The 23,608-nt window shown below is 72.0% G+C and carries 26 protein-coding genes and 2 tRNA genes; 18 read left to right on the top strand and 10 right to left on the bottom strand.

What is annotated here, in order from left to right:
* The first annotated feature begins 3 nt into the window (after positions 1–3).
* Positions 4–192: a hypothetical protein gene (locus tag H5397_RS06005; protein WP_182815649.1), complete on the top strand. Its 189-nt coding sequence runs from the start codon at positions 4–6 to the stop codon at positions 190–192.
* Here H5397_RS06005 and H5397_RS06010 read toward each other — a convergent pair.
* Positions 189–1,319 carry a Nif3-like dinuclear metal center hexameric protein gene (locus H5397_RS06010; RefSeq protein ID WP_182815651.1) on the bottom strand — a complete coding sequence of 377 codons (1,131 nt, stop codon included), beginning with the start codon at positions 1,317–1,319 and terminating at the stop codon, positions 189–191. The two genes, H5397_RS06005 and H5397_RS06010, sit on opposite strands and share 4 nt — an antisense overlap.
* Positions 1,320–1,347: 28 nt before the next feature.
* On the bottom strand, positions 1,348–3,933 hold the full coding sequence (pepN, locus tag H5397_RS06015) for an aminopeptidase N (protein WP_182815653.1): 2,586 nt from the start codon (positions 3,931–3,933) through the stop codon (positions 1,348–1,350).
* Between the two features lie 112 nt (positions 3,934–4,045).
* On the opposite strand from pepN, the gene H5397_RS06020 reads away from it, so the two are divergent.
* From H5397_RS06020 to H5397_RS06030, 3 genes are read left to right on the top strand one after another with little or no spacing between them, the layout of a single operon-like run.
* The gene (locus tag H5397_RS06020; RefSeq protein ID WP_182815655.1) at positions 4,046–4,648 is read left to right on the top strand and encodes a DsbA family protein; all 603 of its coding nucleotides are present in this window, start codon (positions 4,046–4,048) and stop codon (positions 4,646–4,648) included.
* Positions 4,649–4,687: 39 nt separating this feature from the next.
* Entirely contained in the window at positions 4,688–5,143 is a 456-nt protein-coding gene (locus tag H5397_RS06025; protein ID WP_182815657.1) for a ribose-5-phosphate isomerase, read from the top strand.
* 15 nt (positions 5,144–5,158) lie between these two features.
* Positions 5,159–6,436, top strand: a complete 1,278-nt coding sequence (locus tag H5397_RS06030; protein WP_182815659.1) for a hypothetical protein — start codon at positions 5,159–5,161, stop codon at positions 6,434–6,436.
* A gap of 1 nt (position 6,437) precedes the next feature.
* Here the strand turns inward: H5397_RS06030 and H5397_RS06035 are convergent, their stop codons facing one another.
* From H5397_RS06035 to H5397_RS06045, 3 genes are read right to left on the bottom strand one after another with little or no spacing between them, the layout of a single operon-like run.
* Entirely contained in the window at positions 6,438–7,061 is a 624-nt protein-coding gene (locus H5397_RS06035) for a hypothetical protein (protein ID WP_182815661.1), read from the bottom strand.
* On the bottom strand, positions 7,058–7,642 hold the full coding sequence (locus H5397_RS06040; protein WP_182815663.1) for a hypothetical protein: 585 nt from the start codon (positions 7,640–7,642) through the stop codon (positions 7,058–7,060). Before H5397_RS06040 ends, H5397_RS06035 begins: the two co-directional genes overlap by 4 nt.
* Complete coding sequence (locus tag H5397_RS06045) at positions 7,642–8,298, bottom strand: hypothetical protein (RefSeq protein ID WP_182815665.1); 657 nt, start codon at positions 8,296–8,298, stop codon at positions 7,642–7,644. Before H5397_RS06045 ends, H5397_RS06040 begins: the two co-directional genes overlap by 1 nt.
* Positions 8,299–8,336: 38 nt before the next feature.
* On the opposite strand from H5397_RS06045, the gene H5397_RS06050 reads away from it, so the two are divergent.
* The 3 genes from H5397_RS06050 to H5397_RS06060 are packed head-to-tail and all read left to right on the top strand — an operon-like array spanning position 8,337 to position 10,596.
* Positions 8,337–9,176 (top strand): Fpg/Nei family DNA glycosylase, encoded by an 840-nt coding sequence (locus tag H5397_RS06050; protein ID WP_182815667.1) that lies wholly within the window; start codon positions 8,337–8,339, stop codon positions 9,174–9,176.
* Positions 9,173–9,985, top strand: coding sequence for a hypothetical protein (locus tag H5397_RS06055; protein WP_182815669.1), 813 nt, complete (start codon positions 9,173–9,175; stop codon positions 9,983–9,985). The genes H5397_RS06050 and H5397_RS06055 overlap by 4 nt, the downstream gene beginning before the upstream one ends.
* Positions 9,916–10,596 carry a hypothetical protein gene (locus tag H5397_RS06060; protein WP_182815671.1) on the top strand — a complete coding sequence of 227 codons (681 nt, stop codon included), beginning with the start codon at positions 9,916–9,918 and terminating at the stop codon, positions 10,594–10,596. The genes H5397_RS06055 and H5397_RS06060 overlap by 70 nt, the downstream gene beginning before the upstream one ends.
* A 146-nt stretch (positions 10,597–10,742) precedes the next feature.
* On the opposite strand, the gene H5397_RS06065 is transcribed toward H5397_RS06060, so the two are convergent.
* Positions 10,743–11,237, bottom strand: a complete 495-nt coding sequence (locus H5397_RS06065) for a hypothetical protein (RefSeq protein WP_182815672.1) — start codon at positions 11,235–11,237, stop codon at positions 10,743–10,745.
* Here H5397_RS06065 and arsC point away from each other — a divergent pair.
* Complete coding sequence (gene arsC, locus H5397_RS06070) at positions 11,236–11,592, top strand: arsenate reductase (glutaredoxin) (RefSeq protein WP_182815674.1); 357 nt, start codon at positions 11,236–11,238, stop codon at positions 11,590–11,592. The two genes, H5397_RS06065 and arsC, sit on opposite strands and share 2 nt — an antisense overlap.
* Before the next feature lie 10 nt (positions 11,593–11,602).
* Here arsC and H5397_RS06075 read toward each other — a convergent pair.
* A tRNA-Pro gene (locus H5397_RS06075) sits at positions 11,603–11,678 on the bottom strand.
* Between H5397_RS06075 and H5397_RS06080 the strand changes: the two genes are divergently transcribed.
* The 6 genes from H5397_RS06080 (at position 11,678) to clpX (ending at position 16,398) form a co-directional block, all read left to right on the top strand.
* On the top strand, positions 11,678–11,977 hold the full coding sequence (locus H5397_RS06080) for a hypothetical protein (RefSeq protein WP_182815676.1): 300 nt from the start codon (positions 11,678–11,680) through the stop codon (positions 11,975–11,977). The genes H5397_RS06075 and H5397_RS06080 overlap by 1 nt on opposite strands.
* A 35-nt stretch (positions 11,978–12,012) precedes the next feature.
* Positions 12,013–12,083, top strand: a tRNA-Gly gene (locus H5397_RS06085).
* Between the two features lie 46 nt (positions 12,084–12,129).
* Positions 12,130–13,668, top strand: a complete 1,539-nt coding sequence (tig, locus tag H5397_RS06090) for a trigger factor (protein ID WP_182815678.1) — start codon at positions 12,130–12,132, stop codon at positions 13,666–13,668.
* Between the two features lie 90 nt (positions 13,669–13,758).
* Complete coding sequence (locus H5397_RS06095) at positions 13,759–14,415, top strand: ATP-dependent Clp protease proteolytic subunit (protein ID WP_182815680.1); 657 nt, start codon at positions 13,759–13,761, stop codon at positions 14,413–14,415.
* Between the two features lie 8 nt (positions 14,416–14,423).
* Entirely contained in the window at positions 14,424–15,071 is a 648-nt protein-coding gene (locus H5397_RS06100) for an ATP-dependent Clp protease proteolytic subunit (protein ID WP_305072003.1), read from the top strand.
* Positions 15,072–15,108: 37 nt separating this feature from the next.
* Positions 15,109–16,398 carry an ATP-dependent Clp protease ATP-binding subunit ClpX gene (gene clpX / locus H5397_RS06105; RefSeq protein WP_182815682.1) on the top strand — a complete coding sequence of 430 codons (1,290 nt, stop codon included), beginning with the start codon at positions 15,109–15,111 and terminating at the stop codon, positions 16,396–16,398.
* Between the two features lie 19 nt (positions 16,399–16,417).
* Here clpX and H5397_RS06110 read toward each other — a convergent pair whose 3' ends face one another.
* Genes H5397_RS06110 through H5397_RS06120 form a run of 3 tightly spaced genes read right to left on the bottom strand, consistent with a single transcriptional unit; the run spans position 16,418 to position 20,317 of the window.
* On the bottom strand, positions 16,418–16,876 hold the full coding sequence (locus H5397_RS06110; protein ID WP_182815684.1) for a septum formation family protein: 459 nt from the start codon (positions 16,874–16,876) through the stop codon (positions 16,418–16,420).
* 7 nt (positions 16,877–16,883) lie between these two features.
* Positions 16,884–19,469 (bottom strand): valine--tRNA ligase, encoded by a 2,586-nt coding sequence (gene valS, locus H5397_RS06115; RefSeq protein WP_182815687.1) that lies wholly within the window; start codon positions 19,467–19,469, stop codon positions 16,884–16,886.
* 44 nt (positions 19,470–19,513) lie between these two features.
* A complete protein-coding gene (locus H5397_RS06120) occupies positions 19,514–20,317 on the bottom strand; it encodes a thioredoxin domain-containing protein (protein ID WP_182815689.1) in 804 nt (267 codons plus the stop codon).
* Positions 20,318–20,373: 56 nt separating this feature from the next.
* On the opposite strand from H5397_RS06120, the gene H5397_RS06125 reads away from it, so the two are divergent.
* The 4 genes from H5397_RS06125 to H5397_RS18780 are packed head-to-tail and all read left to right on the top strand — an operon-like array spanning position 20,374 to position 23,605.
* Positions 20,374–21,714 carry a folylpolyglutamate synthase/dihydrofolate synthase family protein gene (locus H5397_RS06125; protein WP_182815691.1) on the top strand — a complete coding sequence of 447 codons (1,341 nt, stop codon included), beginning with the start codon at positions 20,374–20,376 and terminating at the stop codon, positions 21,712–21,714.
* Positions 21,711–22,046: a DUF4233 domain-containing protein gene (locus H5397_RS06130; RefSeq protein WP_182815693.1), complete on the top strand. Its 336-nt coding sequence runs from the start codon at positions 21,711–21,713 to the stop codon at positions 22,044–22,046. Before H5397_RS06125 ends, H5397_RS06130 begins: the two co-directional genes overlap by 4 nt.
* Before the next feature lie 9 nt (positions 22,047–22,055).
* Positions 22,056–22,463 (top strand): nucleoside-diphosphate kinase, encoded by a 408-nt coding sequence (gene ndk / locus H5397_RS06135; RefSeq protein WP_182815695.1) that lies wholly within the window; start codon positions 22,056–22,058, stop codon positions 22,461–22,463.
* Positions 22,460–23,605: a CPBP family intramembrane glutamic endopeptidase gene (locus H5397_RS18780; protein WP_182815697.1), complete on the top strand. Its 1,146-nt coding sequence runs from the start codon at positions 22,460–22,462 to the stop codon at positions 23,603–23,605. The genes ndk and H5397_RS18780 overlap by 4 nt, the downstream gene beginning before the upstream one ends.
* The last annotated feature ends 3 nt before the right edge of the window (positions 23,606–23,608 follow it).

Consider the following 23,608-nt stretch of genomic DNA (forward strand, 5'->3'; position numbering starts at 1 on the left):
GCCATGTCGCATCTCGCCCTGATCCCGACCCACCACCTGCCGGGCTGGCCCGAGGTCTACTCGCCGACCCTCATGGACAGCTTCCTGATCATCGTCGCGATCCCGGTCGCGATGGCGGCCGTGGTGACGCTGTTCTTCATGGGCCCGCACTGGCTGCGCAAGTCCCAGGGCAAGGAGCTCGAGCGCGCCTAGTACCGCGCCACCCAGGGATCGGTGACGATCCGCGACACCGTCGACCCCACGCGGACACCGGCGTCCGCAGCCGCCGCCTCGAGCACCCGCTCGGCGGCCGGCAACCACGTCCACTCGGCCGCCCAGTGCGGCACGTCCACGAGCACCGGCGCGCCCGCGTGCGCCAGGAAGTCCTGCGCCGGGTGGTGGCGCAGGTCACCGGTCACGTAGCAGTCGACCCCGGCCGCGCGCGCGGCGTCCAGCATCGAGTCCCCGGCGCCGCCGAGCACGGCGACGGTGTCCAGCATCCGGTCGGGGTCGCCGCCCAGCTTCACCCCACCGGCGGTCGCGGGCACGGACGCCGCCAGGCGCTCGGCGAACGCGGCGGCCGTCATCGGCTCGGGGAGCCGGCCGATCCTGCCCAGCCCCCGCCCCGACGGCTCGCCCGCCAGTTCGATGACGTCGAAGGCGGGTTCCTCGTAGGGGTGGGACGCCCGCAGCGCGGCCAGCACCGCTGACCGCCGGCCGCGGGGGAGGGCCATCTCGACGCGTGTCTCCTCGACCTCCTCGATCGCGCCCACGCTGCCGATGGTGGGGTTGGCTCCGGCCAGCGGCCGGAACGTGCCCGTGCCGGGGCTCGTGAAGGCGCAGCGGTCGTAGTCGCCGATCGCCCCCGCGCCCGCCTTCGCGAGCGCGTCGATGACCTGCTGGGTCTGGGGGGTCGGGACGAACGTGACCACCTTGTCGAGCAGCTCGGTCGGCACCGGCAGCAGCGGGCGCAGGTCGACCAGGCCGCAGGCCGCGGCGAGGGTGTCGGCGACCCCGCCGGGGGCGGAGTCGGCGTTCGTGTGCGCCGCGAACTGGGCGATCCCGGCGCGCAGCAGGGCGGCGACCACGCGCCCCTTCGGCTGGTCGGTGCGCAGGGCGTGCACGCCCCGCAGGAGCAGGGGGTGGTGGCTCACGACCAGCTGGGCGCCGACCGCGACCGCCTGCTCGACCACGGCGTCGGTGACGTCGACGGCGAAGAGCACGTGGTCGACCTCGGCGCCGGGGTCGCCGACGGCGAGCCCGACCCGGTCCCAGTCCTCGGCGAGGGCTGGGGGATAGGCGGCCTCGAGCCACCCGGTGATCGTCGCGACAGTGGGCATGGCCCCGACGCTACCGGGCCGGGGTGGCTCAGCGCTCCTGGTTGTTCAGGGCCCGCACGGCGTCGTCGCGACGCTCGCCGACGAGGCGGCGCACCGAGTCGGGCAGCTGGCGACCCTCGAGGAACCCGTCGAGCTTCGCGATGAACGCCCGGTCGGCCAGCGGGCGCGGGAACATCAGCCCGAGCACGTGCTGGCGGATCGTGGTGGACGCCGTCGCCCAGGTGCCGCGGCCGGACCCGATCGCGTCGACCACGTCGAGGTAGAGGTCGGCGTAGGGCGCCAGCACCTCGTCCTGGTCGAGCTGCCAGAACTGGGAGCAGATCTGGAAGTGGGTCTCGTTCGGGGTGTCGCGCTCGGTCGCGGCGGCCCACGCCTCGGCCTTGGCCGCGGCGTCCTTGGACGCCGCCCGGGCCCCGGCCGCCTTCTCGGCGCCTGTCGCCGTGCGGTCGCGCTCGGCCTCGGCCGCGATCTCGGCCTCGCCGGCCGCGCCCACGCGGGCGAGCTCGGTCAGCAGGCGCCAGCGCAGGTCGGTGTCGATGGCCAGGCCCTCGGGGGCCTCGGTGCCGTCGAGCCAGGCGCTCAGCACGGCCGCGCCGTCAGCGTCGTTGATCGACAGCGCCAGGGCGCGGGCGATCGAGAGCTGGTGGTCCGAACCGGGCTCGGCCTCCTTGAGCAGGCGGGCCAGGCCGCCGGTGAACCGGTCGGCCAGGGCGCGGCGGTCGGCGCGCGGGGCGTAGTAGTCGATCGCGGTGCGCGCCTGGAGCAGCAGGGCGTTGACGGCGGTGAGGTCGGTCTCGACCCCGACGCCGCGCAGCACGAGCTCGACGTAGTCGGCGGCGGCCATCTCGCCGTCGCGGGTCAGGTCCCACGTGGCGCCCCAGGCCAGCGCCCGGGCGAGCTCGTCGTCGAGCACGTGGATGTTGTCCACGAGCGTCGACAGCGACCGCGCGTCGAGGCGGATCTTGGCGTAGGTGAGGTCGTCGTCGTTGAGCAGCATCAGGTCGGGACGCGTCTGGCCCACGACCTCGGGCACGTCGGTGTACTCGCCGTCTATGTCGAACTCGAACCGCTGGGTGCGGGTCAGGACACCGTCGACCACGTTGTAGAAGCCGACCGCGACGCGGTGGCGGCGCAGGGTCGGCCAGTCGGCGTGGGCCCACTGGCGGATGCCGAAGCGGCTGAAGACGCCCTCGGCGTCGGCGTCCCAGTCGGCGGCCAGCGTGTTCACGCCGGCGGTCTGCAGCCACTGGGTCGTGAAGAACGACAGGTCGCGGCCCGAGGCCACCTGGAGGTGGTGGAGCAGGTCGTCGAGTTGGGTGTTGCCCCAGGCGTGCTCGGCGAAGTAGCTGCGCACGCCGGCGAGGAAGTCGTCCTTGCCCACGAACGCCACCAGCTGGCGCAGCGCCGAGGCGCCCTTGGCGTAGGTGATGCCGTCGAAGTTCAGCTCGACCGCCTCGAGGTCGTACATGTCGGCGGCGATCGGGTGGGTCGAGGGCAGCTGGTCCTGGCGGTAGGCCCAGGTCTTGCGGCTGTTGCAGAACGTCGCCCACGGGTTGGCGCGGTCGTCGAACTGCGCGCGGATCTCCTCCTGCGCGAAGTGGGACGCCCACTCGGCGAAGGACTCGTTCAGCCAGAGGTCGTCCCACCAGGTCATCGTGACCAGGTCGCCGAACCACATGTGGGCCATCTCGTGCAGGATCGTGTTGTCACGGCCCTCGTAGGCGGCCACGGTCTGGCGCGAGCGGAAGATGTACTCGTCGCGGAACGTCACGCAGCCGGCGTTCTCCATGGCCCCGAAGTTGAACTCGGGCACGAACACCTGCGCGTAGTCCTCGAACGGGTAGGGGCGGCCGAAGTGGTGCTCGAACACGTCGAAGCCCCGCTTGGTGGTCTCGAAGATGCGGGCGGCGTCGAGGTGGTCGGCCAGGGACTGGCGCACGTGGATCGACAGCGGGATCTCGCTGCCGTCGGCGCGGGTGTGGACGTCGGTCACCGAGTGGAACTCGCCGGCGCACACGGCAGTGATGTAGGTCGAGATCCGCGCGGTGGGCGCGAACTCCCAGCGGGCGAACCGGTCGTCGACCGCGGCGGGCTCCACGGCGGGGGAGTTGGACAGGACCGTCCACTCCTGCGGGGCCAGCACCGTGAACTGGAAGGTGGCCTTGAGGTCGGGCTGCTCGAACGTGGCGAACATGCGGCGGGCGTCGGCGACCTCGAACTGCGAGTAGAGGTAAACCCGGTCGTCGGTGGGGTCGACGAAGCGGTGGAGGCCCTCACCGGTGCGGGAGTAGCGCATCACCGAGGTGGTCTCGAGGACGTGGTCGCCCTCGGACAGCTCGAGCGTCAGGTGCTCGCCGTCGAAGGCCTCGGCCGGGACCGGCTCCCCGTCCAGCGTCGCGGCGATCAGCTCGTCGGCGATGAGGTTGGCGTTGGTGACGCAGGCGATCGAACCGAAGCGGACGGTCGTGGTGGAGGTGAAGGTGGCGGCACCGTCGGCCAGCGGCGTCCCGTCGGGGCGCCGGCCGGTGAGGTCGACGACGACCTCGTAGCTCTCGACGCGGAGCTGGGCGCTGCGGGCGTTGGCCTCGTCGCGGGTGATGTTGGCGCGGAACATGCGGCTCGATCCTCGTGTGGTGACAGGGGAGTGACCCCGCCACCCTAGCGGCCGCCGCCCCCGGCGTCCCGCTGCAACATTTCAGTGTGGGTGCCCCGCTACGCTGGCCGGCATGACTCAGAAGGTTGACCTCTGGTTCGATCCGCTCTGCCCCTGGGCCTGGATGACCTCCCGGTGGCTGCTCGAGGTCGAGAAGGTGCGGGACATCGACCTGCGCTTCCACGTGATGAGCCTCTCGGTGCTCAACGAGGGCCGCGACCTCGACCCCGGCTACCGGGAGTTGATGGACGCCGGCTGGGCCGGGGTTCGGGTGGCGATGGCCGTGGAGCGCGAGCACGGGCAGCAGGCGCTGCGCGACTTCTACACCGCGATCGGCACCCGCTACCACCCGGGCGGGCAGGAACAGGGCCGGGCCGCGATCGAGGGCGCGTTGGCCGACGTCGGCCTCCCGACCTCGCTGGCCGATCTCGCCGAGACTGACGAGCACGACGACGAACTGCGCCGCAGCCACCACGAGGGCATGGACCCGGTGGGCGACGAGGTGGGCACCCCGGTGATCCACCTCAACGGCAGGGGGTTGTTCGGCCCGGTCATCTCACCGGCGCCGAAGGGCGAACAGGCCGGACGCCTGTTCGACGGCTTCGCGCTCGTGACCGAGTACGAGGGCTTCTTCGAGCTCAAGCGCACCCGGACCGTGGGGCCGATCTTCGACTGAAGCCGTGCACGGTGGGGCGCCGTGGGCCAGACTGGCCGCATGCGCGTTCACATTGCCACCGACCACGCGGCCTTCGACCTCAAGCAGTTCCTGGTCAAGGAACTGACCGCACTCGGCCACGAGGTCGTCGACCACGGTGCCCCTGCCTACGACGCGCAGGACGACTACCCGACCTTCGTCATCCCCGCCGCCGAGGCGGTCGTCGCCGACCCCGGCTCGCTGGGCATCGTCCTGGGCGGCTCCGGCAACGGCGAGCAGATCGCGGCCAACAAGGTCAAGGGCATCCGCGCCGGCCTCGCGTACAACACCGTGATGGCCCGCCTCACCCGCGAGCACAACAACGCCAACGTGCTCGCGCTCGGCGGCCGCATGCAGAGCCTCGCCGACGCCCTGGAGATGGCCAAGGTGTTCCTCGACACCCCCTTCTCCGAGGACCCGCGCCACATCCGCCGCATCGAGATGCTGGACGCCTACGAGGACGAACACCGCAGGTGAACTAGCTTGACGACCGTGACCCACCTCCTCACGGACGCCCTGCGCGGGTTCGGCCTCCTGTTCCGCGACGCGGGACGGGTCCTGGCCGCGCACTGGCCGCAGCTGCTCGGGCTGTTCCTGGCGGGCTGGTCGTGGCGCATGGCAGTGCTGTGGCTGGTCGTCGAGATCTCCGACTGGAGCCCCACGGTCGCGGTCCTCCTGCTGCCCCTGGCCCCCATGGGCACCCTGCTGTCGTTCGTGCTCATGCTGCGCGCGATGGCGCCGACCCTGCCCGCCTTCCGCGACCTCGTCGAGCCCCTGTCGCCCCGGCAGCGGTGGATGGACGACCTCACCGTCGCCGCCCAGGTGCTCATCCCGTTCCTGGCCGTGTACGCGTCGGCGGGCCTGCTGCGCCAGGACGTGCGCGTGTTCCTCTACGACAGCACCCTCGACGAGTGGACCAACACCAACATCCAGAGCATCGACTGGGGCCGTGCCGACTACGCGCCCGGCTGGACGATCGTCCTGTTCGTGGTCGGGGCGCTCGCCGCGCGCAAGGTGATCACGCTGATGGGCCTGGCGCAGCGCCGCCTGGCCTGGGCGGGGGTGGCGGTCTACCTCGAGGTGCTGTGGATGATGACGCTCGCCAACGCCCTCACCACCGAGCTCGACAAGATCACCGAGTGGGTGACCTCGCGCCGTCTTATCGCCGGCCTGGTCGACCTGTGGGAGCAGGTGGTGGCGACGGTCCAGGGCTGGGAGGCGTGGATCCAGGCGCCCTTCAACGCGGTCGGCGCGCTGATCGGCAACCTCGGGTCCCTCGTGGTGGTCCCGGTCGCCTGGCTGGCCATCGGGGCGTCCGTCTACGGCCACAAGCTCGCGCAGAAGGAGTTCCGCATCGAGACGCACGAGGAGGTCACCGAACGGATCAAGCGGATCCCGCAGCCGGTGCGCCGTGCGGTCAACCACGTCGTGGAGCCGGTGACGAGCCCCATCCAGTCGGCCCTCGGCGCCATCGGCAAGGTGGCCAGCGCCGGCGTCCTGCCGATGGTGCTGTTCTGCGTGGTGTTCGTGGTCGCGAACCAGATCCAGGTGGCCTCGGCGTGGGCGGTGCGCACCTTCATCGGCCCCGGCGGGGCCCAGCGCGCGTACGCCATGGAGCCCTACATCCAGCTGGCCGAGGGGGCCGTCTACTACGTCGTCGTGCTCGCGCTGCTCGCGGGTGCGGTGAACGTCATCGTCACGGCCCAGAAGCGGTCCGAGGCCGCGGCGGCGGCGCAGGCCGCCGCGGCGGAGGAGCCGTCGTCCGCCTGACTCAGGGCACCTCGAGGACGAGGTACTCCGGGTAGTGCCACCCGACCCGGAGGGCGGTCGGCTCGACCGCCTCGGGGGTGGCGATCAGGTACTCCAGGCGCCACGTGCGCGATCGTTCGACCGGCGAGGGGACCAGCTTCCCGGTGAAGGGCTCGAGCGTCGGACCCGGCGCGGACTCCGGGACGCAGCGCTGCGCGAGCCGCGCCTCCCACGGCGTGCCCGAGCCGTCGACGGACTCCATGCCACCCTCGTGGCCGTACCGCGTGCCCTCGGCGTCCTGCAACTCGATGGTGCAGCTGTCGAGGAACTGGTCGGGGGCCGCCTCGAACTCGAGCAGGATCCGCCACAGCACCGCTCCGGCGGCCGCCTTTGCGTCGCCGTGGACCTGCTGGGGGACCGCCGACAGGACCTGCACCCGGACCTCGCGCTCGCGCCGCACGTCGTCGAAGCCCAGGAAGTCCTGGCGTAGCGTGCCGGACGTGTCGTGCGCGACGATCGGCCGGGTCCAGTCCCAGGGCAGGTAGATGTTCACCAGCCGGAACGACGAGGCCACCACCGCGAGGAACAGCAGTGGGACCAGCAGGGCCAGCCAGAAGCGGTTGCGCCGCCACCACGTCGCGTTCACGGCCGCACCACCGTCGGCTCCTGCAGGGTCACCTGGGCCTCGCTGGCCCGCAACTCCGCCGCGCGCTCGGCCGTGATCCCGAGGTCGATCTCGGTCACCTCGTCGTTCTCCCACTGGCCGTTCTCGGCGGGGATGGTCAGGACGAGCCCCTCCAGGGCGTCGGCGGGCACCTCGATCGGCAGCTGGCAGGCCACGGGCAGGCCCGGGTTCGCGGGCCCGCAGTTGTTCGTGATCGCCTGCAGCCCGCCGAACCGTCGGCCGTCGGGGGCCGACAGCAGGGGCTGGGAGCCGACGAGTGCGCCCGGCTCGTGCCGGGGCGCGTACGTCACGTCGAGGACGAGCCACACGCCGTCGGTGGCGGCGACCTGGCCGAAAAGCTCGACGGTCCTGGCCGCCTGGACCTTCGTCACGGTGATGTCGGCGTTGCGGAGCCGCACGGGCTCGCCGAAGGCGCCGGCGACGGGGAACGGGTCGTCGCGGAAGTCGTCCGGCTTGGGCAGGTACTGGGTCAGGGTGGAGCCGACGAACAGGGCCGCGACCACCAGGATCGCGGTGAGGAGGCCGTCGCGGGTGAACCTCATCAGGGGGCCTCCAGCGCCTCGACGGGCAGCGTCACCCGGGCCACCGGTGCAGGATCGGACCAGCGCCAGCCCCCGTCCATGACGGACTGCCGCCACGTCTGTGCCGACAGCGTCACCGTGACCTCGGCCGGCACCGGCGTGCTGTCGGCCTGCTGCCACACCACGATCGTCGAGGTCGTCAGTCCCGGCTGGAACGAGCGGGCGTCCAGGGCGTCCACCCCGCGCAGGAGGCGCGGGGCCTCGGGCCGGTCCCCGACGGTCTGCAGGCCCTCGGCGTCCACCGTGATCGCCGGCTTGAAGTCGAGGCCCGCGACGGGGGTCTTGTTGTGCGAGGTGACGTCCAGCGACACCACGAGGTAGCGGTACCCGTCGGTGGGGTAGAGGGCCGGGCGGAGCTCGTCGAAGTGCCGCGCGCGGCGGACCGTGATCTCGAAGGGGGCGACGTCGACCGGCTCGCCAACCTTGGCCAGGGGCACCTCGGGGGCGTCCACGCCCTCGACCGCCTGCCACCCGCCGAACGCGCCCAACACGCCCAGCAGGGCCACGGCGCCGAGCAGGCCGAGGCGCTGCGGGGTGAGGATGTCGGAGACCAGCGCGTACCGCTTGCGCCAGGTCTCGAGCCGGGACGCGGCTCGCTGGGGGGTGTGCTCAGCCACGTCCGGATCCTAGCGGCGCCGCGACTACACTGCCCGCCATGCCCGAGGGACACGTCACGCACCGCCTCGCCCGCGCCCTCACGCACGAGTTCGGGGGGCGTCCGGTGGCGGTCAGCTCGCCGCAGGGACGGTTCGCCGAGGCGGTCGCCCTGCTGGACGGGCAGGTGCTCACCGGGGCCGACTCGGTCGGCAAGCACCTGCTGGTCGACTTCGACCCGGGCACGGTCTGGATCCACCTCGGCCTCATCGGCAAGTTCCGCTTCTCGGAGGACTTCCCGCCGCCCAACCCCGACACCCTGCGCCTGCGCATCACCGACGGACGCCTCGCGGCCGACCTGCGCGGCCCCCAGTGGTGCCGCCTGATCACGCCGGGGGAGCGGGAGGCGGTCGTGACCGACTCCGGCCCCGACCCCATCCGCACCGACGCCGACCCCGAGCGCGCCTGGGCGGTGGTGTCGCGCTCGCGCAAGTCGATCGCGGCGCTGCTCATGGACCAGAAGGCCTTCGCCGGCGTCGGCAACATCTTCCGCGCCGAGGTCCTCTACCGGCACCGCCTCGACCCGATGCTGCCGGGCAACCGGCTGCCGCGCCCGGTCTTCGACGCCGTGTGGGCCGACCTCGTCGCCCTCATGCGCGCCGCCGTCGAGGTGGGCCGCATCGACACCGTCGCCGAGGACCACACCCCCGAGGCCACCGGCCGCGACCCCCGCGTCGACCGGCACGGCGGCGAGGTGTACGTCTACCGCCGCGCCGACCTGCCGTGCCACGTCTGCGGGACGCCGGTGTCCACCGCCGACCTCGCCGGCCGCAACCTCTACTGGTGCGGCGTCTGCCAGCCGCCCGGGGCGTCCGGGGTCGTGGAGGTGCCCGGCTCGTGACCTGGGGCTTCACCTGCGTGGTGACCGGCGGCGGCCGCGGCCTGCTGGTCCGGCACGGTGGGGCGTCGGTGGCCGAGTTCTCCTTCGGCCTGCCCGGTGACCCGGTCGACGGCTGGGAGCCCGACGACACCGAGGCGCGCCTCACCACGGCCGACTCGTTCACCGCCCGCCTGCGCCACCTCCCCGACGACGGCGGCTGGACCACCACCGTGACCCTCGACAACAGCGCCGACGTCGAACGCGCACTGCCCGCCCTGGGCATGGCCGTGACGGTCGCGCCCGGCTGGTGCGGCTGGGCCTGGGGCTCCGACACCGAGGGGTTCGTGCTCGTGGCGCCGACCGACGCGGTCGGGCCGTGCCTGCGCGTGCGGGTCCGGCAGGGCTTCCTGCGCGTGGCCGCCGACCGGCCGGCGTTCACCGCCACTGACCGCCGCGGCGAGGGGTTGGGGGACGGTGTCGCCGCCCTCCACCTCGCGCACCCGACCGGGTCGCTGCGGGCCTTCGGCCGCCACCAGACCACGCTCGACCTCGCCGAGGTCCCGGACGCCGACGCCGCGGCTGCCGGGCTGCCGGACTGGCTGCCCGACCTCGTCGTGGCCCCGAACGACGAGGTGCGGCTGAGACCCCCGACCTGGCCGTCGTGCCCGGCCCCGGGGTGCGGTTGGCGACCGAGGACACTGCGTGCGTGCTCACGGGTGGACCCGGACACCGCGAGGTGGCGGTGCACGGCGTCCGGGGCGTGCAGCGGTTGCGCGTCACGTTCACCCCGGCCCTCGAACCCTTCCTCGCCGAGCTGGTCACGGCCCTGAAGTCGCGCCGCCCGTCGGCCACCGGTGCGCTCGTCGCCGCCGCCCTCGCCCGGCGCGCCGTGCTGGACCCCGAGGCCGCCCTCGACTGGCTCGAGCGCGAGGACTGGCTCGCCCGCGGCGACCTGTTCGGGATGGCTGCCGCCGGGATCGTGGCCACCGAGACGCTCGACGAGGCGCTGCTCGCCCAGGCGTGCGAGGCGCTGTCCGCCTCGCCGGCCGAGCCGGGTCGCGGGATCGTCGCCACCCGGCTGTGGCTGGCCACCCTGCGGCTGGGCGTCCCACCCCTGGACCTGACCGCGGTGCTGGGCGATGGCATGGAGGCCGGGCTGCTGGGCGGCGTGGACGAGGCGACGTGGACGCCGTCGGTGCTGGGCCTGGCCAACGGCTTCGGCGGCGGACGCCTGCCCGGGCAACCGGTCGGGCTGGGGGAGGCCGAGGCCGGCCTGCGCGCCGTGCTGCTGCGGCTGGTGCCCGAGCCCTGGGCGGTCCGGGCCCGGGCGTCCGAGGCAGCCGAGCGGGCCTCGGCCCTGCTGCTGGCCGACCACGCCGACGGGTTGCACCCCGCCTACGACGGCCTGGCGTGGCTCGTGCTGGGCGAGATCGGGGCCTGACCCTCGTGCTGGGGTCGAGACCTCGGGCGAACGGTGCGCGCCGGTGCGGGGGTGTTTGCCAGAATGCTCCCCATGGCCCTGGGTGAACTGCGACGCGAGATGCGCCGGCACGGGGGCTTCCACTGGTGGATGATCCCGTGGTGGGTCTACGCCGTGAGCGTCGGCGCCGTCCTGGCGGTGGTGTTCCTCGTGTGGGCGGTCGTCGACGCGGCCCTGCGTCCGCCGCCGCCCGACCCCTGGGGGCAGCCGGCCGTGTCGGCCCCCTTCTCCCCGACGGCCTCGCCCTCGCCCTCGCCCACGGCTGAGGACACGCCCACCCCCGACCCGACGCCCCTGGTGAGCCCGTCCCCCACGCCGTCGGCGTCCCCGAGTGTCACCCCGTCCGCCCGGACCACCGCAACCTCGCGGCCGACCTCCAGCGCGCCGCGCCCGACCGCGACGCGGACGTCGAGGCCGCCCGCCCCGGCGCCGACGTCGAGCGCGCCGTCCCCTGACCCGACGACGCAGCCGCCGTCCCCCGATCCGACGACCCAGCCGCCGTCACCTGACCCCACGACGGAGCCGCAGGACCCGGCACCCACGTCGAACCCTCCGGGGCGCTCGCCCTCGCCCGGGCCGCCCCGGCGATAGGGTCGCGCCATGGCCGAGGTGACGATCTTCCACAACCCCCGCTGCTCGAAGTCGCGCCAGGCGCTGGACGAGGTGGCCGGGGCTGGCGTCGAACCCACGGTCGTGCAGTACCTCAAGGAGCCACTCGACCGCGCCGGGCTGGTCCGGCTGCTGGCGATGCTGGAGGACGCCCCGGGCGCGCTCGTGCGCCGCGACCCGCGGTTCAAGGAGCTGGGACTCACGGCGTCCGACGTGGAGACGGCCGAGCAGGTCGTCGACGTGCTGGAGGCGCACCCCGAGCTGATGGAGCGGCCCGTCCTGGTCAAGGGGGACCGCGCGGTCATCGGGCGCCCGACCGAGCGCGTCCGGCTCTTCATCGAGGGCTGACAAGGGGTTCTGGTCGGGGCGACAGGACTCGAACCTGCGATCTCCTGCTCCCAAAGCAGGCGCGCTAGCCACTACGCTACGCCCCGTGAACCTCCCGGAGTCTACAGGAGCCGACCAGCCGCACGGCGACCGGCCGCGCGTGGCGTACGACCCGGCGGGTCCGGCGGGCGCGCAGGTCCGCACGTGGTTGCTCCAGCTGGGGGCCCAACCCGTCGACCGGGCCGAGCCCGGGGCGTCCGGGCTGCCGGTCGCGCCGCAGGGCGACGGGATCGCCCGCGCCGACGTGGCGGGGTTTGTTCGGGGCCTGAAGGGGGGCGGGCGGAGCCGCGGGGAGCGCTTCGACGACCACGGTTCGGCGCAGAGTTGGCCGCGCGGGAGTTTCTGAGATATCCGCTAGGCTGTAGCGGCGCGTGAGCGCACGCGGATGTAGCTCAATGGTAGAGCCCCAGTCTTCCAAACTGGCTACGCGGGTTCGATTCCCGTCATCCGCTCCGAAGGTCTCAACCGAACCGTCGACACACCACAGGAGTCAACCAAGTGCCCAGCACCGTCGAGAAGCTCGGCCCCTCGCGGGTCAAGCTCACCATCGAGATCCCCTTCGCCGACCTCAAGCCCCACCTGGACAAGGCGTACAAGGACATCGCCGCGCAGGTGAACATCCCGGGCTTCCGCAAGGGGAAGGTGCCCGCCGCGATCATCGACCAGCGGTTCGGCCGCGGCACGGTGCTCCAGGAGGCCATCAACGCCGCCCTGCCCGACGCCTACGGCCAGGCCGTCGCCGAGAACGAGCTCGTCCCGCTGGGCCAGCCCGAGGTCGACGTGACCAAGCTGGAGGACAACGAGCTGGTGGAGTTCACCGCCGAGCTCGACGTGCGTCCCGACTTCGAGGTCCCGGCCTACTCCGACCTGTCGGCCGAGGTGCCCGCGCTGGTCGCCACCGACGGTGAGGTCGACGAGCGCATCGAGGTCATGCGCCAGCGCTTCGCCACCCGCTCCGACAAGGAGGGTGCCGCGGAGGCCGGTGACGTGGTCATCATCGACCTGGTCGCCTCCAAGGACGGCGAGCCGATCGAGGACGGTTCCGCCGAGGGCCTGTCCTACAAGGTCGGTTCGGGCGGCATGCTCGACGGGCTCGACGAGGCCGTGACCGGCAAGTCCGCCGGCGACGAGGTGGAGTTCACCTCCGAGCTGGTCGGCGGCCCCGCCAAGGGCGAGAAGGCCGACATCAAGGTCACCGTCACCAAGGTCCAGACCGAGTCCCTGCCCGAGCTGGACGACGAGTTCGCCCAGATGGTGTCCGAGTTCGACACCGTCGACGAGATGAAGGCCGACCTGGCCGAGGCCGTGCAGCGCATGGCCCGCGTCGATCAGGTCAACGCCGCCTCCGACGCCGTGATCACCGACCTGGTGGCCAAGACGCCGTTCGAGCTGCCCGAGGCGATGCTCGCCAACGAGATCGAGGGCCGCAAGCAGCAGATCTCCGACCAGCTCGCGCGCGCCGGCTACACCCTCGAGCGCTACCTCGAGGACAACGAGGACGAGACCGCCTCGACCGAGGAGGAGTTCTGGGCGGAGGTCGCCACGAACGCCGAGACCTCGCTCAAGGCGCAGATCATCCTCGACAAGCTGGCCGACGACAACGAGGTGGGTGTCGACCAGAACGAGCTCACCGAGATGATCTTCCGCCGCGCGCAGCAGGCCGGCACGTCTCCCGAGCAGGAGATGCAGCACATGATGGAGCACAACCACGCTCCTGAGTGGATGGGCGAGATCCGCCGCGGCAAGGTGCTGCGCGAGGTCGTCGCCGGTGCGGTCGTGACCGACTCCGACGGCAACGTGGTCAACGTGGCCGCCGTCCGCCCCGACGGCACCATCGACGAGACGGTCGAAGCGCCCGCGGCCCCGGCCAAGAAGGCCCCCGCGAAGAAGGCCCCGGCCAAGAAGGCCGCCCCGGAGAAGGACGCCGAGGCCGAGGCCGACGCTCCTGCCGAGGAGGCCAAGCCGGCCAAGAAGGCGCCCGCCAAGAAGGCCCCGGCCAAGAAGAAGGCGGAGGAGGCCCCGGCCGAGGAGGCCTGAGCCACCCCGCCACCGACGCCACGACGCGCGGTCCCCGCTCCGGGGGCCGCGCGTCTGCCGTCAGCGAACACCGGCGCCGCGCTCTCCGAAATGTCGGCGGCAGCGGGTAGCGTCACGTCCGTGACCGAAAACAAGCTTCCCGGCCTGCAGGCCGCGGCCGGCGCCTCGGGCGTCGGCATGAACGACTCCGTGTACCAGGCGCTCCTGGCGAACCGGATCATCTTCCTCGGTTCCGAGGTCCGCGACGAGAACGCGAACGCGATCTGCGCTCAGCTGCTGCTGCTGAACGCGGAGGACCCGGAGAAGGACATCTACCTCTACATCAACTCCCCGGGCGGTTCGGTGACCGCCGGAATGGCGATCTTCGACACCATGCAGTGGATCAGCAACGACGTGGCCACCGTCGCGATGGGCCTGGCGGCCTCGATGGGCCAGTTCCTGCTGAGCGCCGGCACCAAGGGCAAGCGCTACGCGCTGCCGCACGCGCGCATCATGATGCACCAGCCCTCCGGCGGCCTGGGCGGCACGGCGTCCGACATCAAGATCCTGGCCGAGCAGATCATCGCCACGAAGAAGGAGATGGCCGAGCTGATCGCCGAGCACACCGGCCAGCCGGTGGAGCAGATCGAGGCCGACTCCGACCGCGACCGCTGGTTCACCGCGCAGCAGGCCCTCGAGTACGGGTTCATCGACCACGTCTACGAGCGCGCAGCCCAGATCGCCGGCGACGACGCACCGAACCAGTGAGGACTGACATGCAGATGAACCAGATGCCCGAGGGCCTCGCCCCGATGGTCCCGTCGATGAACTACTACATCCCCCAGTGGGAGGAGCGGACGAGCTACGGCGTCCGTCGCATCGACCCCTACACCAAGCTGTTCGAGGACCGGATCATCTTCCTCGGCACCCCGATCTCCGACGAGATCGCCAACGCGGTCATGGCGCAGTTGCTCGTGCTGCAGTCGATGGATCCCGAGCGTCCGATCTCGATGTACATCAACTCCCCGGGCGGCTCTTTCACCGCGCTGACGGCGATCTACGACACCATGCAGTACATCAAGCCCGACGTGTCGACGGTCTGCCTGGGCCAGGCGGCCTCGGCCGCCGCGGTGCTGCTGGCCGCCGGCGCCAAGGGCAAGCGGTTCGCCCTGCCGAACAGCCGCATCCTGATCCACCAGCCGGCCACCGAGGGCGGCTACGGGCAGGGCTCCGACCTCGAGATCCAGGCCCGCGAGATCCTGCGCATCCGCTCGCTGATGGAGCAGATGCTCGCCAACGACACCGGCCAGAGCGTCGAGCAGATCAGCCGCGACATCGAGCGCGACAAGTACCTGACGGCCCAGGAGGCCAAGGAGTACGGCCTGGTCGACGAGATCTTCACGTCCCTGAAGGACATCCGCTGACGCGCTGACACGGCGACGAAGGAGAGGGGAGAGCAGCATGGCTCGCATCGGGGAGACCTCCGACCTGCTCAAGTGCTCGTTCTGCGGCAAGAGCCAGAAGCAGGTGCGCAAGCTCATCGCGGGTCCGGGTGTGTACATCTGCGACGAGTGCATCGAGCTGTGCAACGAGATCATCGAGGAGGAGTTCTCCGAGGCCACCGACGTGGGCCTGCTAGAGGAGCTGCCGAAGCCGCGAGACATCGTGGCTTTCCTCGACTCCTACGTCATCGGGCAGCCGGTCGCCAAGAAGGCGCTGGCCGTCGCCGTGTACAACCACTACAAGCGGGTCCAGGCCCAGGCCAGCAGCCCGCGTCGGGCCGCCGAGGACGAGCTCGTCGAGCTCGGCAAGAGCAACATCCTGCTCATCGGCCCGACCGGCTGCGGCAAGACCTACCTGGCGCAGACGCTGGCGCGCATGCTGAACGTGCCGTTCGCCATGGCCGACGCGACCGCGCTGACCGAGGCGGGGTACGTGGGGGAGGACGTCGAGAACATCCTGCTCAAGCTGCTGCAGGCCGCCGACTTCGACGTGAAGAAGGCCGAGACCGGCATCATCTACATCGACGAGATCGACAAGGTCGCCCGAAAGAGCGAGAACCCGTCGATCACGCGCGACGTGTCGGGCGAGGGCGTCCAGCAGGCGCTGCTGAAGATCCTCGAGGGCACGACGGCGTCGGTGCCCCCGCAGGGCGGCCGCAAGCACCCGCACCAGGAGTTCATCCAGATCGACACGACGAACATCCTGTTCATCGTGGGCGGCGCCTTCGCGGGCCTGGAGGAGATCATCAACGCCCGCATCGGCAAGCGTCCGCTGGGCTTCAACAACGACTCCTCGCTGCGCAAGAAGGAGCAGGGCAACCCGTTCGAGGAGGTCCGCCCCGAGGACCTGCACAAGTTCGGCCTGATCCCCGAGTTCATCGGCCGCCTGCCGATGATCTCCACGGTGAACCCGCTCGACCTCGAGGCGATGGTGCGCATCCTCGTCGAGCCGCGCAACGCGCTCACCAAGCAGTTCCGCAAGCTCTTCGAGCTCGACGGGGTCGACCTCGAGTTCACCGACGACGCGATCGCGGCCATCGCCGAGATGGCGCTGGCGCGCGGCATCGGCGCGCGCGGCCTGCGCTCGATCCTGGAGGAGATCCTCCTCAACGTGATGTTCCACGTCCCCTCCGACGACACCGTCGGGCAGGTCGTGGTCACCGCCGAGGTCGTCCGCGACGGTGCCGAGCCGCGCATGCTGCCGCGCGCGGTGGCGTCGCGGCCCCAGCGGCGCACCCGGTCCGCCTGACGGCCGGGCGCCCCGCACGTCAGCGGTTGGAGCCCTTGAGGGTCCCGGTGATGTCGCCGGCCTCCGAGCCGACGAAGCACGTGATCGTCCGGTCGCGCAGCTGCGCCCACCCGTCCGGGGTGGGCGTGAGGTAGGTCATGTCCAGCACCGAGTCGTCGTAGGAGACCCCGACGAACGGCTCGAACTCGGCGTAGCAGAACTCCTCGGCGATCGCCGCCATGCCCTCGTCGCCCGGGTACTCCCCGTCCAGGTCGAGCCGCTTGTCCGCGAACGTCTCCCACTTGTGCGCCTCGCCACAGTCCACCTTGGTGATGTCGGCCACCTCGGCGGTGGCGTCCTGCTCGGGGAACTCCAGGTTCGTGCACTCGCCGATCGCGATCTGGGGCAGGAGCGCCTTGCCGGCCTCCTCCTGCATGGCGGAGCAGCCGGAAAGCGTGACCGCCGCGACGAGCGCGGCGGTCAGCAGGGGTCGGTTCACGTCAACCTCACTCGGTGGGTGCGAGTTCGGCGGTCACCCCCACGGTGTGGCCGTTGGCCCAGCTGATGGCCGAAACGATACGCCCGACGGCACGCAGGTCGGCCTCGGTTGCACGAAGTCGGGACAGCGCCTCCTCGGGGCCCGTGATGGTCACGGCCGTGAGCTCGGTCTTCATCGAGACCTTGGCGTTCGACTTCACGCCGCGGATGCCGATCAGGGCGGCCGCGACGTCGTCCACGAGGGCCACGTCGCCGCCGGTCGGCAGCTCGTCGACGGTCGGCCAGGTGGCGTGGTGCACCGAGCCCGGCTTCCACCACGACCACACCTCCTCGGTGACGAACGGCATGAACGGGGCGAGCAGGCGCAGCTGCACGTCGAGGGCCAGGGCGAGGGCCGCGCGGGCCGAGGCCGCGGCGTCCGGACCCTGCGCGCCGTAGGCGCGCTCCTTGACCAGCTCCAGGTAGTCGTCGCAGAACACCCAGAAGAACTGCTCGGCCGCCTCCAGGGCCGCCGAATAGTCGTAGGCCTCGAACGCCTTCGTGGCCTGGGCGACCACGCCGGAGAGCCCGGCGAGCATGGCCAGGTCGACCGGGGCGGTCACGTCGGACGCCGCGGGTGCGGCCTCGCCGCTGGCCGCGATGCCGAGCACGAACTTGGACGCGTTCAGCACCTTCATCGCCAGGCGGCGGCCGACCTTCATCTGGGTCTCGTCGAAGGGGGAGTCCATGCCTGGGCGGGCCATGGCGGCACGCCAGCGCACGGCATCGGCGCCGAACTTGTCGAGGATCTCGGTCGGGACGACCACGTTGCCCTTCGACTTGCTCATCTTCTTGCGGTCGGGGTCGACCACGAAGCCCGAGATCGTCGCGCGCTTCCACGGCAGCGTGTCGTGCTCGAGGTGGGAGCGGACCACGCGGCTGAACAGCCACGTACGGATGATGTCGTGGGCCTGCGGGGCCATGTCCATCGGGAAGGTGAGCTTCCACAGCTCCTCGTCGCGCTCCCAGCCGCACACGATCTGGGGGGTCAGCGACGAGGTGGCCCAGGTGTCCATGACGTCGGGGTCGCCCACGAAGCCGCCGGGGACGCCGCGCTGGGACTCGTCGTAGCCGGGGGCCGGCTGCGAGGCCGGGTCCACGGGCAGCGAGGCCTCGTCGGCCAGGATCGGGTGGTCGTGGTCGGGTTCACCGTCGGCGTCCACCGGGTACCAGACCGGGAAGGGGACCCCGAAGAAGCGCTGGCGGCTGATCAGCCAGTCGCCGTTGAGGCCGTTGACCCAGTTGCTGTAGCGGTGGCGCATGTGGTCGGGCACCCACGCGAGTTCCTCGCCGCGGGCGAGCAGCTGCTGCTTGAGGGCGTCGTCGCGGCCGCCGTTGCTGATGTACCACTGGCGGGTCGAGACGATTTCGAGGGGCTTGTCGCCCTTCTCGTAGTAGTTCACCGGGCGGGAGACCGGCTTGGGGTCGCCGTCGAGGTCGCCCGTCTCGCGCAGCCGGGCCACGATGGCCTCGCGCGCGGAGAACGCCGTCTTGCCGGCCACCTCGGGCCAGAAGGACGCGTCGGCGAGCCACTCGGGGGTCTCGCGGGTGAGGCGGCCGTCGCGTCCGATCACGGTGCGGGTCGGCAGGTCGAGCTCGCGCCACCACTGGACGTCGGTGAGGTCACCGAAGGTGCAGCACATCGCGATGCCGGCGCCCTTGTCCTTCTCGGCGGCGGTGTGGGCCAGCACGGGCACCTCGACGCCGAAGATCGGCGAGGTCACCGTCGTGCCGAACAGACCTTGGTAGCGCTCGTCGTCGGGGTGGGCGATCAGGGCGCACACACTCGGGATGAGCTCGGGGCGGGTCGTCTCGATGTACACCGGGGCGTCGGGGCCGTGGAAGGCCACCCGGTGGTAGGCGCCGGCGGTCTCGCGCGACTCCAGCTCGGCCTGGGCGACCGCGGTCTGGAACGTCACGTCCCACATCGTCGGGGCCTCGGACAGGTAGGCCTCGCCGCGCGCGTGGTTGCGCAGGAAGGCGCGCTGCGCGACGGCCTGCGACTCGTCGGAGATGGTGGCGTACAGGGTGTCCCAGTCCACCGACAGGCCGAGGTGGCGCCACAGGTCCTCGAAGACCTGCTCGTCGACCGCGGTCAGCTCGTGGCACAGCTCGACGAAGTTGCGCCGGCTGATCGGCACCTGGCGCTTCGGGTCGGGATTCTCGGGCGGGGTGAAGTCGGCGTCGTAGGGGATCGACGGGTCGCACCGCACGCCGTAGTAGTTCTGGACGCGGCGCTCGGTCGGCAGGCCGTTGTCGTCCCAGCCCATCGGGTAGAAGACGTGCTTGCCCTGCATGCGCTGGTAGCGCGCCACCAGGTCGGTGTGCGTGTAGCTGAACACGTGGCCCACGTGCAGGGAACCGGACACGGTCGGCGGCGGGGTGTCGATGCTGAACACCTGCTCGCGCGCCTCGGGGCGCACGAAGGCGTAGGTGCCCTGCTCCTTCCAGGCGGCGGACCACTTGTCCTCGAGGCCCTCCAGGACCGGGCGATCGGGTACGACCCACGTCGACGGGGTCGACGTGGGCACGGTACGGGAGGGCTGCGAAGTCATGGGCGCGATCCTACTGCGGAGGATCGGTGACTCCCGAACCGGGTTCAGGCGTGGGCGAGGATGTACGCCTTGAGGCCGTCGGGGGTGAAGGGCGTCACCGCGTTGAGGTCGACCGGGGTGCCGTTGATGGCGAGCGTCGGCGTCCCGCGGACGCCGTCGGCGCCGGCCGAGGCGTTCACCCCGGCGACGAAGTCCTGGGTCGCCCGGCCGTCGTAGCAGGCCTGGAACGCGGTGAGGGCGTCCCCGGTGATGCCGACCGCTGCGGGCAGCTCTGCCCGCAGCAGTGCGTCGGAGTACCCCTCGGCGCCCCGGACCTCGGCGGCCGCCTGGTGGGCGTACACCTGGGTGGAGTAGTCGAGGTAGTGCCCGGCGTCCGCGGCGCAGGCGGCGCCGAGGGCGGCACGCGTCGAGGCCGTGTTGCCGATGTTGTCGTCCATGAAGGTCATGGTCTTGTGCTGCAGCGTCCAGTCGCCGGCTTGGGCCGACTGGGCCAGCATCGGCCCGAAGGCCTCCTCGAAGGACTTGCAGTTGGGGCACTGGTAGTCGAGGTAGAGGGTGAGCGTCGGCGTCCCGGCGCGGCCCTCGGCCACGACGAGGGCGTTGCCCTCGGCGTTCGCCCCCGCGGGCACGACCTGGGCCGCGAGCGGCGTGGTGGCCGTGCTGCTCGCGGACGCGGTGGCGGGGACCTGGGCCGGCGTCCGGTTCACGAAGGCGTAGACGAGGATCCCGACGAGCGCGGCGGCGATGAGGAGGGCGACGACCCCGACGATGCGGCGCGTGACCTGCGCCCTGGCGCGGGCCTCCTGCTGGCGGCGGAGCTGCTCGCGACGGTTGGCTTGGACGTTCACGGCGCCACGATACCCACCCGGGGGGAAGCCGTCCGCACCGGTAGGCTGTGCCCGCCATGACAACCCACGCCGAGATCTCCCGCGCCCTGCAGGCGCGCTGGCCCGAGCACCGCGTCGCCCCGAGCCTGGCGCGCATCCGGGCGCTCACCGACCTGCTGGGCGAGCCCCAGACGGGCTACCCGGTCATCCAGGTGGCCGGCACCAACGGCAAGGGCAGCACCGCGATCATCATCGAGGCGCTGCTGCTCGCCCTGGGGCTTCGGGTCGGCCGCATCGCCTCGCCGCACCTGGTCGACCTGACCGAGCGCATCAACCTCGACGGCCGGCCCATGGACGCCGCGGCCTTCGACGCGCTCGTGGCCGACGTCCAGCCGCTGGTCGACCTCGTGGACGCCCAGCGCCTCGACGACGTCTCCATGACCTTCTTCGAGGTGATGACCGGCCTGGGCTTCGAGGCCTTCGCGCAGGCCCCGGTCGACGTCGCCGTCGTCGAGGTCGGGCTGGGCGGCACGTGGGACGCCACGTCGGTCGCCGACGCCGACGTCGCCGTCATCTGCCCGATCGACCTCGACCACACCCACCTGCTGGGCGACACGCTGGAGGAGATCGCGACCGAGAAGGCGGGCATCATCAAGCCCGGTTCGATCGCCGTCGTGGCCCGCCAGCACCCCGAGGTGGACGCCGTGATCGCCGCCCGGGCCGCCGAGGTGGGCGCGCGCGTGCTGCGCGAGGGCGTCGACTTCGGGCTCATCGACCGCACGCTCGCCGTCGGCGGGCAGGTGCTGCGCCTGGAGACCGTGAGCGGGCCGGCGTCCGGCCTCGTGCTGCCGGTGCACGGCGAGCACATGGCCCACAACGCGGCCCTCGCCGTGGCCGCCGTCGAGGCCCTCCTCGGGGGCAAGCCGCTGGTGCACGACATCATCGCCGAGGGCTTCGCGACGGTGAAGGCGCCCGCACGGCTCGAGCTGGTCCGGTCGGGACCGCCGATCGTGCTCGACACCTGCCACAACGTGCACGGCACCCGCGCCACCCTGGCCGGCGTGCGCGAGGCCTACGACTTCACCCCGCTCATCGCGGTGGTCGGGATGATGGCCGACAAGGACGTGGAGGGTGTTCTGGCCCTCCTGGCCGAGGAGGTCACGACGATCATCTGCACCCGGGTCGCCTCGACCGACCGCGGCCTGCCGGCCGACGAGCTCGGCGAACTCGCGGAGGAGGCGTTCGGCGCCGAGCGCGTGCACGTGCGCGAGTCCCTGCCGGACGCGCTGGAACTGGCCGTGACGCTCGCCGACGAGGCGGGGGCCGGGGCCGGCATCCTGGTCGCCGGCTCCGTGATCCTGGCCGGAGAGGCCCGGGCCCTGCTGGTCCGCAACGACGACGAGGAGGACCAGCGGTGAGGCTCGCCGACGGCAACCCGATGACCAAGACCCTGATGCTCACGCTCATCTTCGAGGTGGTCGTCTACGTGCTGGCCATCCCCGGCATGATCCAGGTCGACGCCGTGCCCCTGGCGCCCGCCTTCGGCACCGGGCTCGCGGCCGCCGCCCTGGCCGGTGTCGCCGCCGGGACGCTGCGGCGTCCGATCGGCTGGCCGCTGGCCTGGGCGGCCCAGGTGGCCGGCATCCTGCTCGGCCTGCTGACCCCGTGGATGTTCGCGGTGGGCGGCGGTTTCGCGGCCCTGTTCCTCGTGGAGTTCATCCTCGGCAAGAAGATCGAGTCGCGCCAGTAGGCTGGGGCCATGAGTGAACGCAGTCTCGTCCTGATCAAGCCGGACGCCGTCGCCCGCGGCCTCGTGGGCACCGTCCTGGCTCGCTACGAGGCGAAGGGGCTCACCCTCCGGGCGATGGAGCTGCGGACGGTTGACGCCGGCCTGGCCGACCAGCACTACGCCGAGCACGTGGAGCGCGGGTTCTACCCCGAGCTGCGCGCGTTCATCACCGGCGGCCCGCTGGTCGCCCTGGTCCTCGAGGGGGAGCGCGCCATCGAGGCCGTGCGCGCCCTCAACGGCGCCACCGACGGCGTGAAGGCGGCCCCCGGCACGATCCGCGGCGACCTGTGCCTGTCGGGGTCGCAGAACATCGTGCACGCCTCCGACTCCGCTGAGTCGGCCGCGCGTGAGATCGCCCTCTGGTTCCCGAACCTGTGAGCCACGAGCCGGGCTGGACGCCCCCACGGCCCGACGCGCCACCCCCGGGCTGGACGCCCCCACCGCAGCCCGGGCCCCCGCCCGGGTGGGCCCCCGCGCCCCAGGGCTGGGGACCCCCGCCGCCGGGGTGGACCTCGCCGCTGCCCGACCCGCGGGCCCTGCCCCCGCACCTGCGCCCGGCGCTGCCGGTGGAGGAGCGGGACTACTACGCCTTCTGGCGCGCACCGCGCTACCGCTGGTGGAAGGGGTTGCTGGCGATCCTGATGGCCGCCTTCGGCTTCCTCGTCTCCAGCACCGTCCTCACGTTCATCGGGTGGAGCATCGACAGGGTCGACCTGTCCGTGCTCGCCCAGGGGCAGATCCCGCCCGTGGGGCCGGGCTTCTTCCTGGCCAACAACCTCTCCCTGGCTCTCTGCATCCCGCTCTCGATGCTCGCCGCCTGGGTGTGTGTCCAGCAGGGCCCCCGCTGGCTGACGTCGGTGGTCGGGGGCATCCGGTGGCGCTGGCTGGGCCTGCTCGTGGCCGCGCTCCTACCGGTCTGGGTGGTCGTCATCGGGGGGACGCACCTGCTCGGCCCCCTCGACGACGTCCGCGTGCGCGACCACACGCTGGTGATGATCGTGGGCATCCTGCTCACCACGCCCCTCCAGGCCGCGGGGGAGGAGTACCTGATCCGCGGCCTCCTCGGCCGAGCCGTGGGCTCCTGGTTCCGCGCCCCCGTGGTCGGGCTGGTCGCCTCCACCGTGGCCACGGCGGTGGTCTTCATGGCCATGCACGGCGCCGGCGACCTGTGGCTGAACGCGTTCTACCTCGTGTTCGCGGCGGTCGGTTCCTGGGCGACGTGGCGCACCGGGGGCCTCGAGGCCGCCATCGCGATCCACGCCGTGCACAACACGGTCTCCATGGCGCTGCTGCCGTTCATCGACTTCTCCGACATGTTCAACCGCGAGGCGGGCGTGGGCGACGCCACCGTGCTCATCCCCATGGCCCTGCTGCTCGCGGGGGCGGGCATCGTCGAGTTCCTGGCCCGGCGCCGCCGGCCGACCGCCACCGGCGCCCCCGGACGCCGCGAACTGGAGTCCCTCGGCCTGCCACGCCCGGGTTTCGGCCCCGGCCCCGGACCGATGGTCGGGCCACGGTAGACT

This window comes from Propioniciclava sp. MC1683, from assembly GCF_014164675.1.
Classification (GTDB): Bacteria; Actinomycetota; Actinomycetes; order Propionibacteriales; family Propionibacteriaceae; genus Propioniciclava.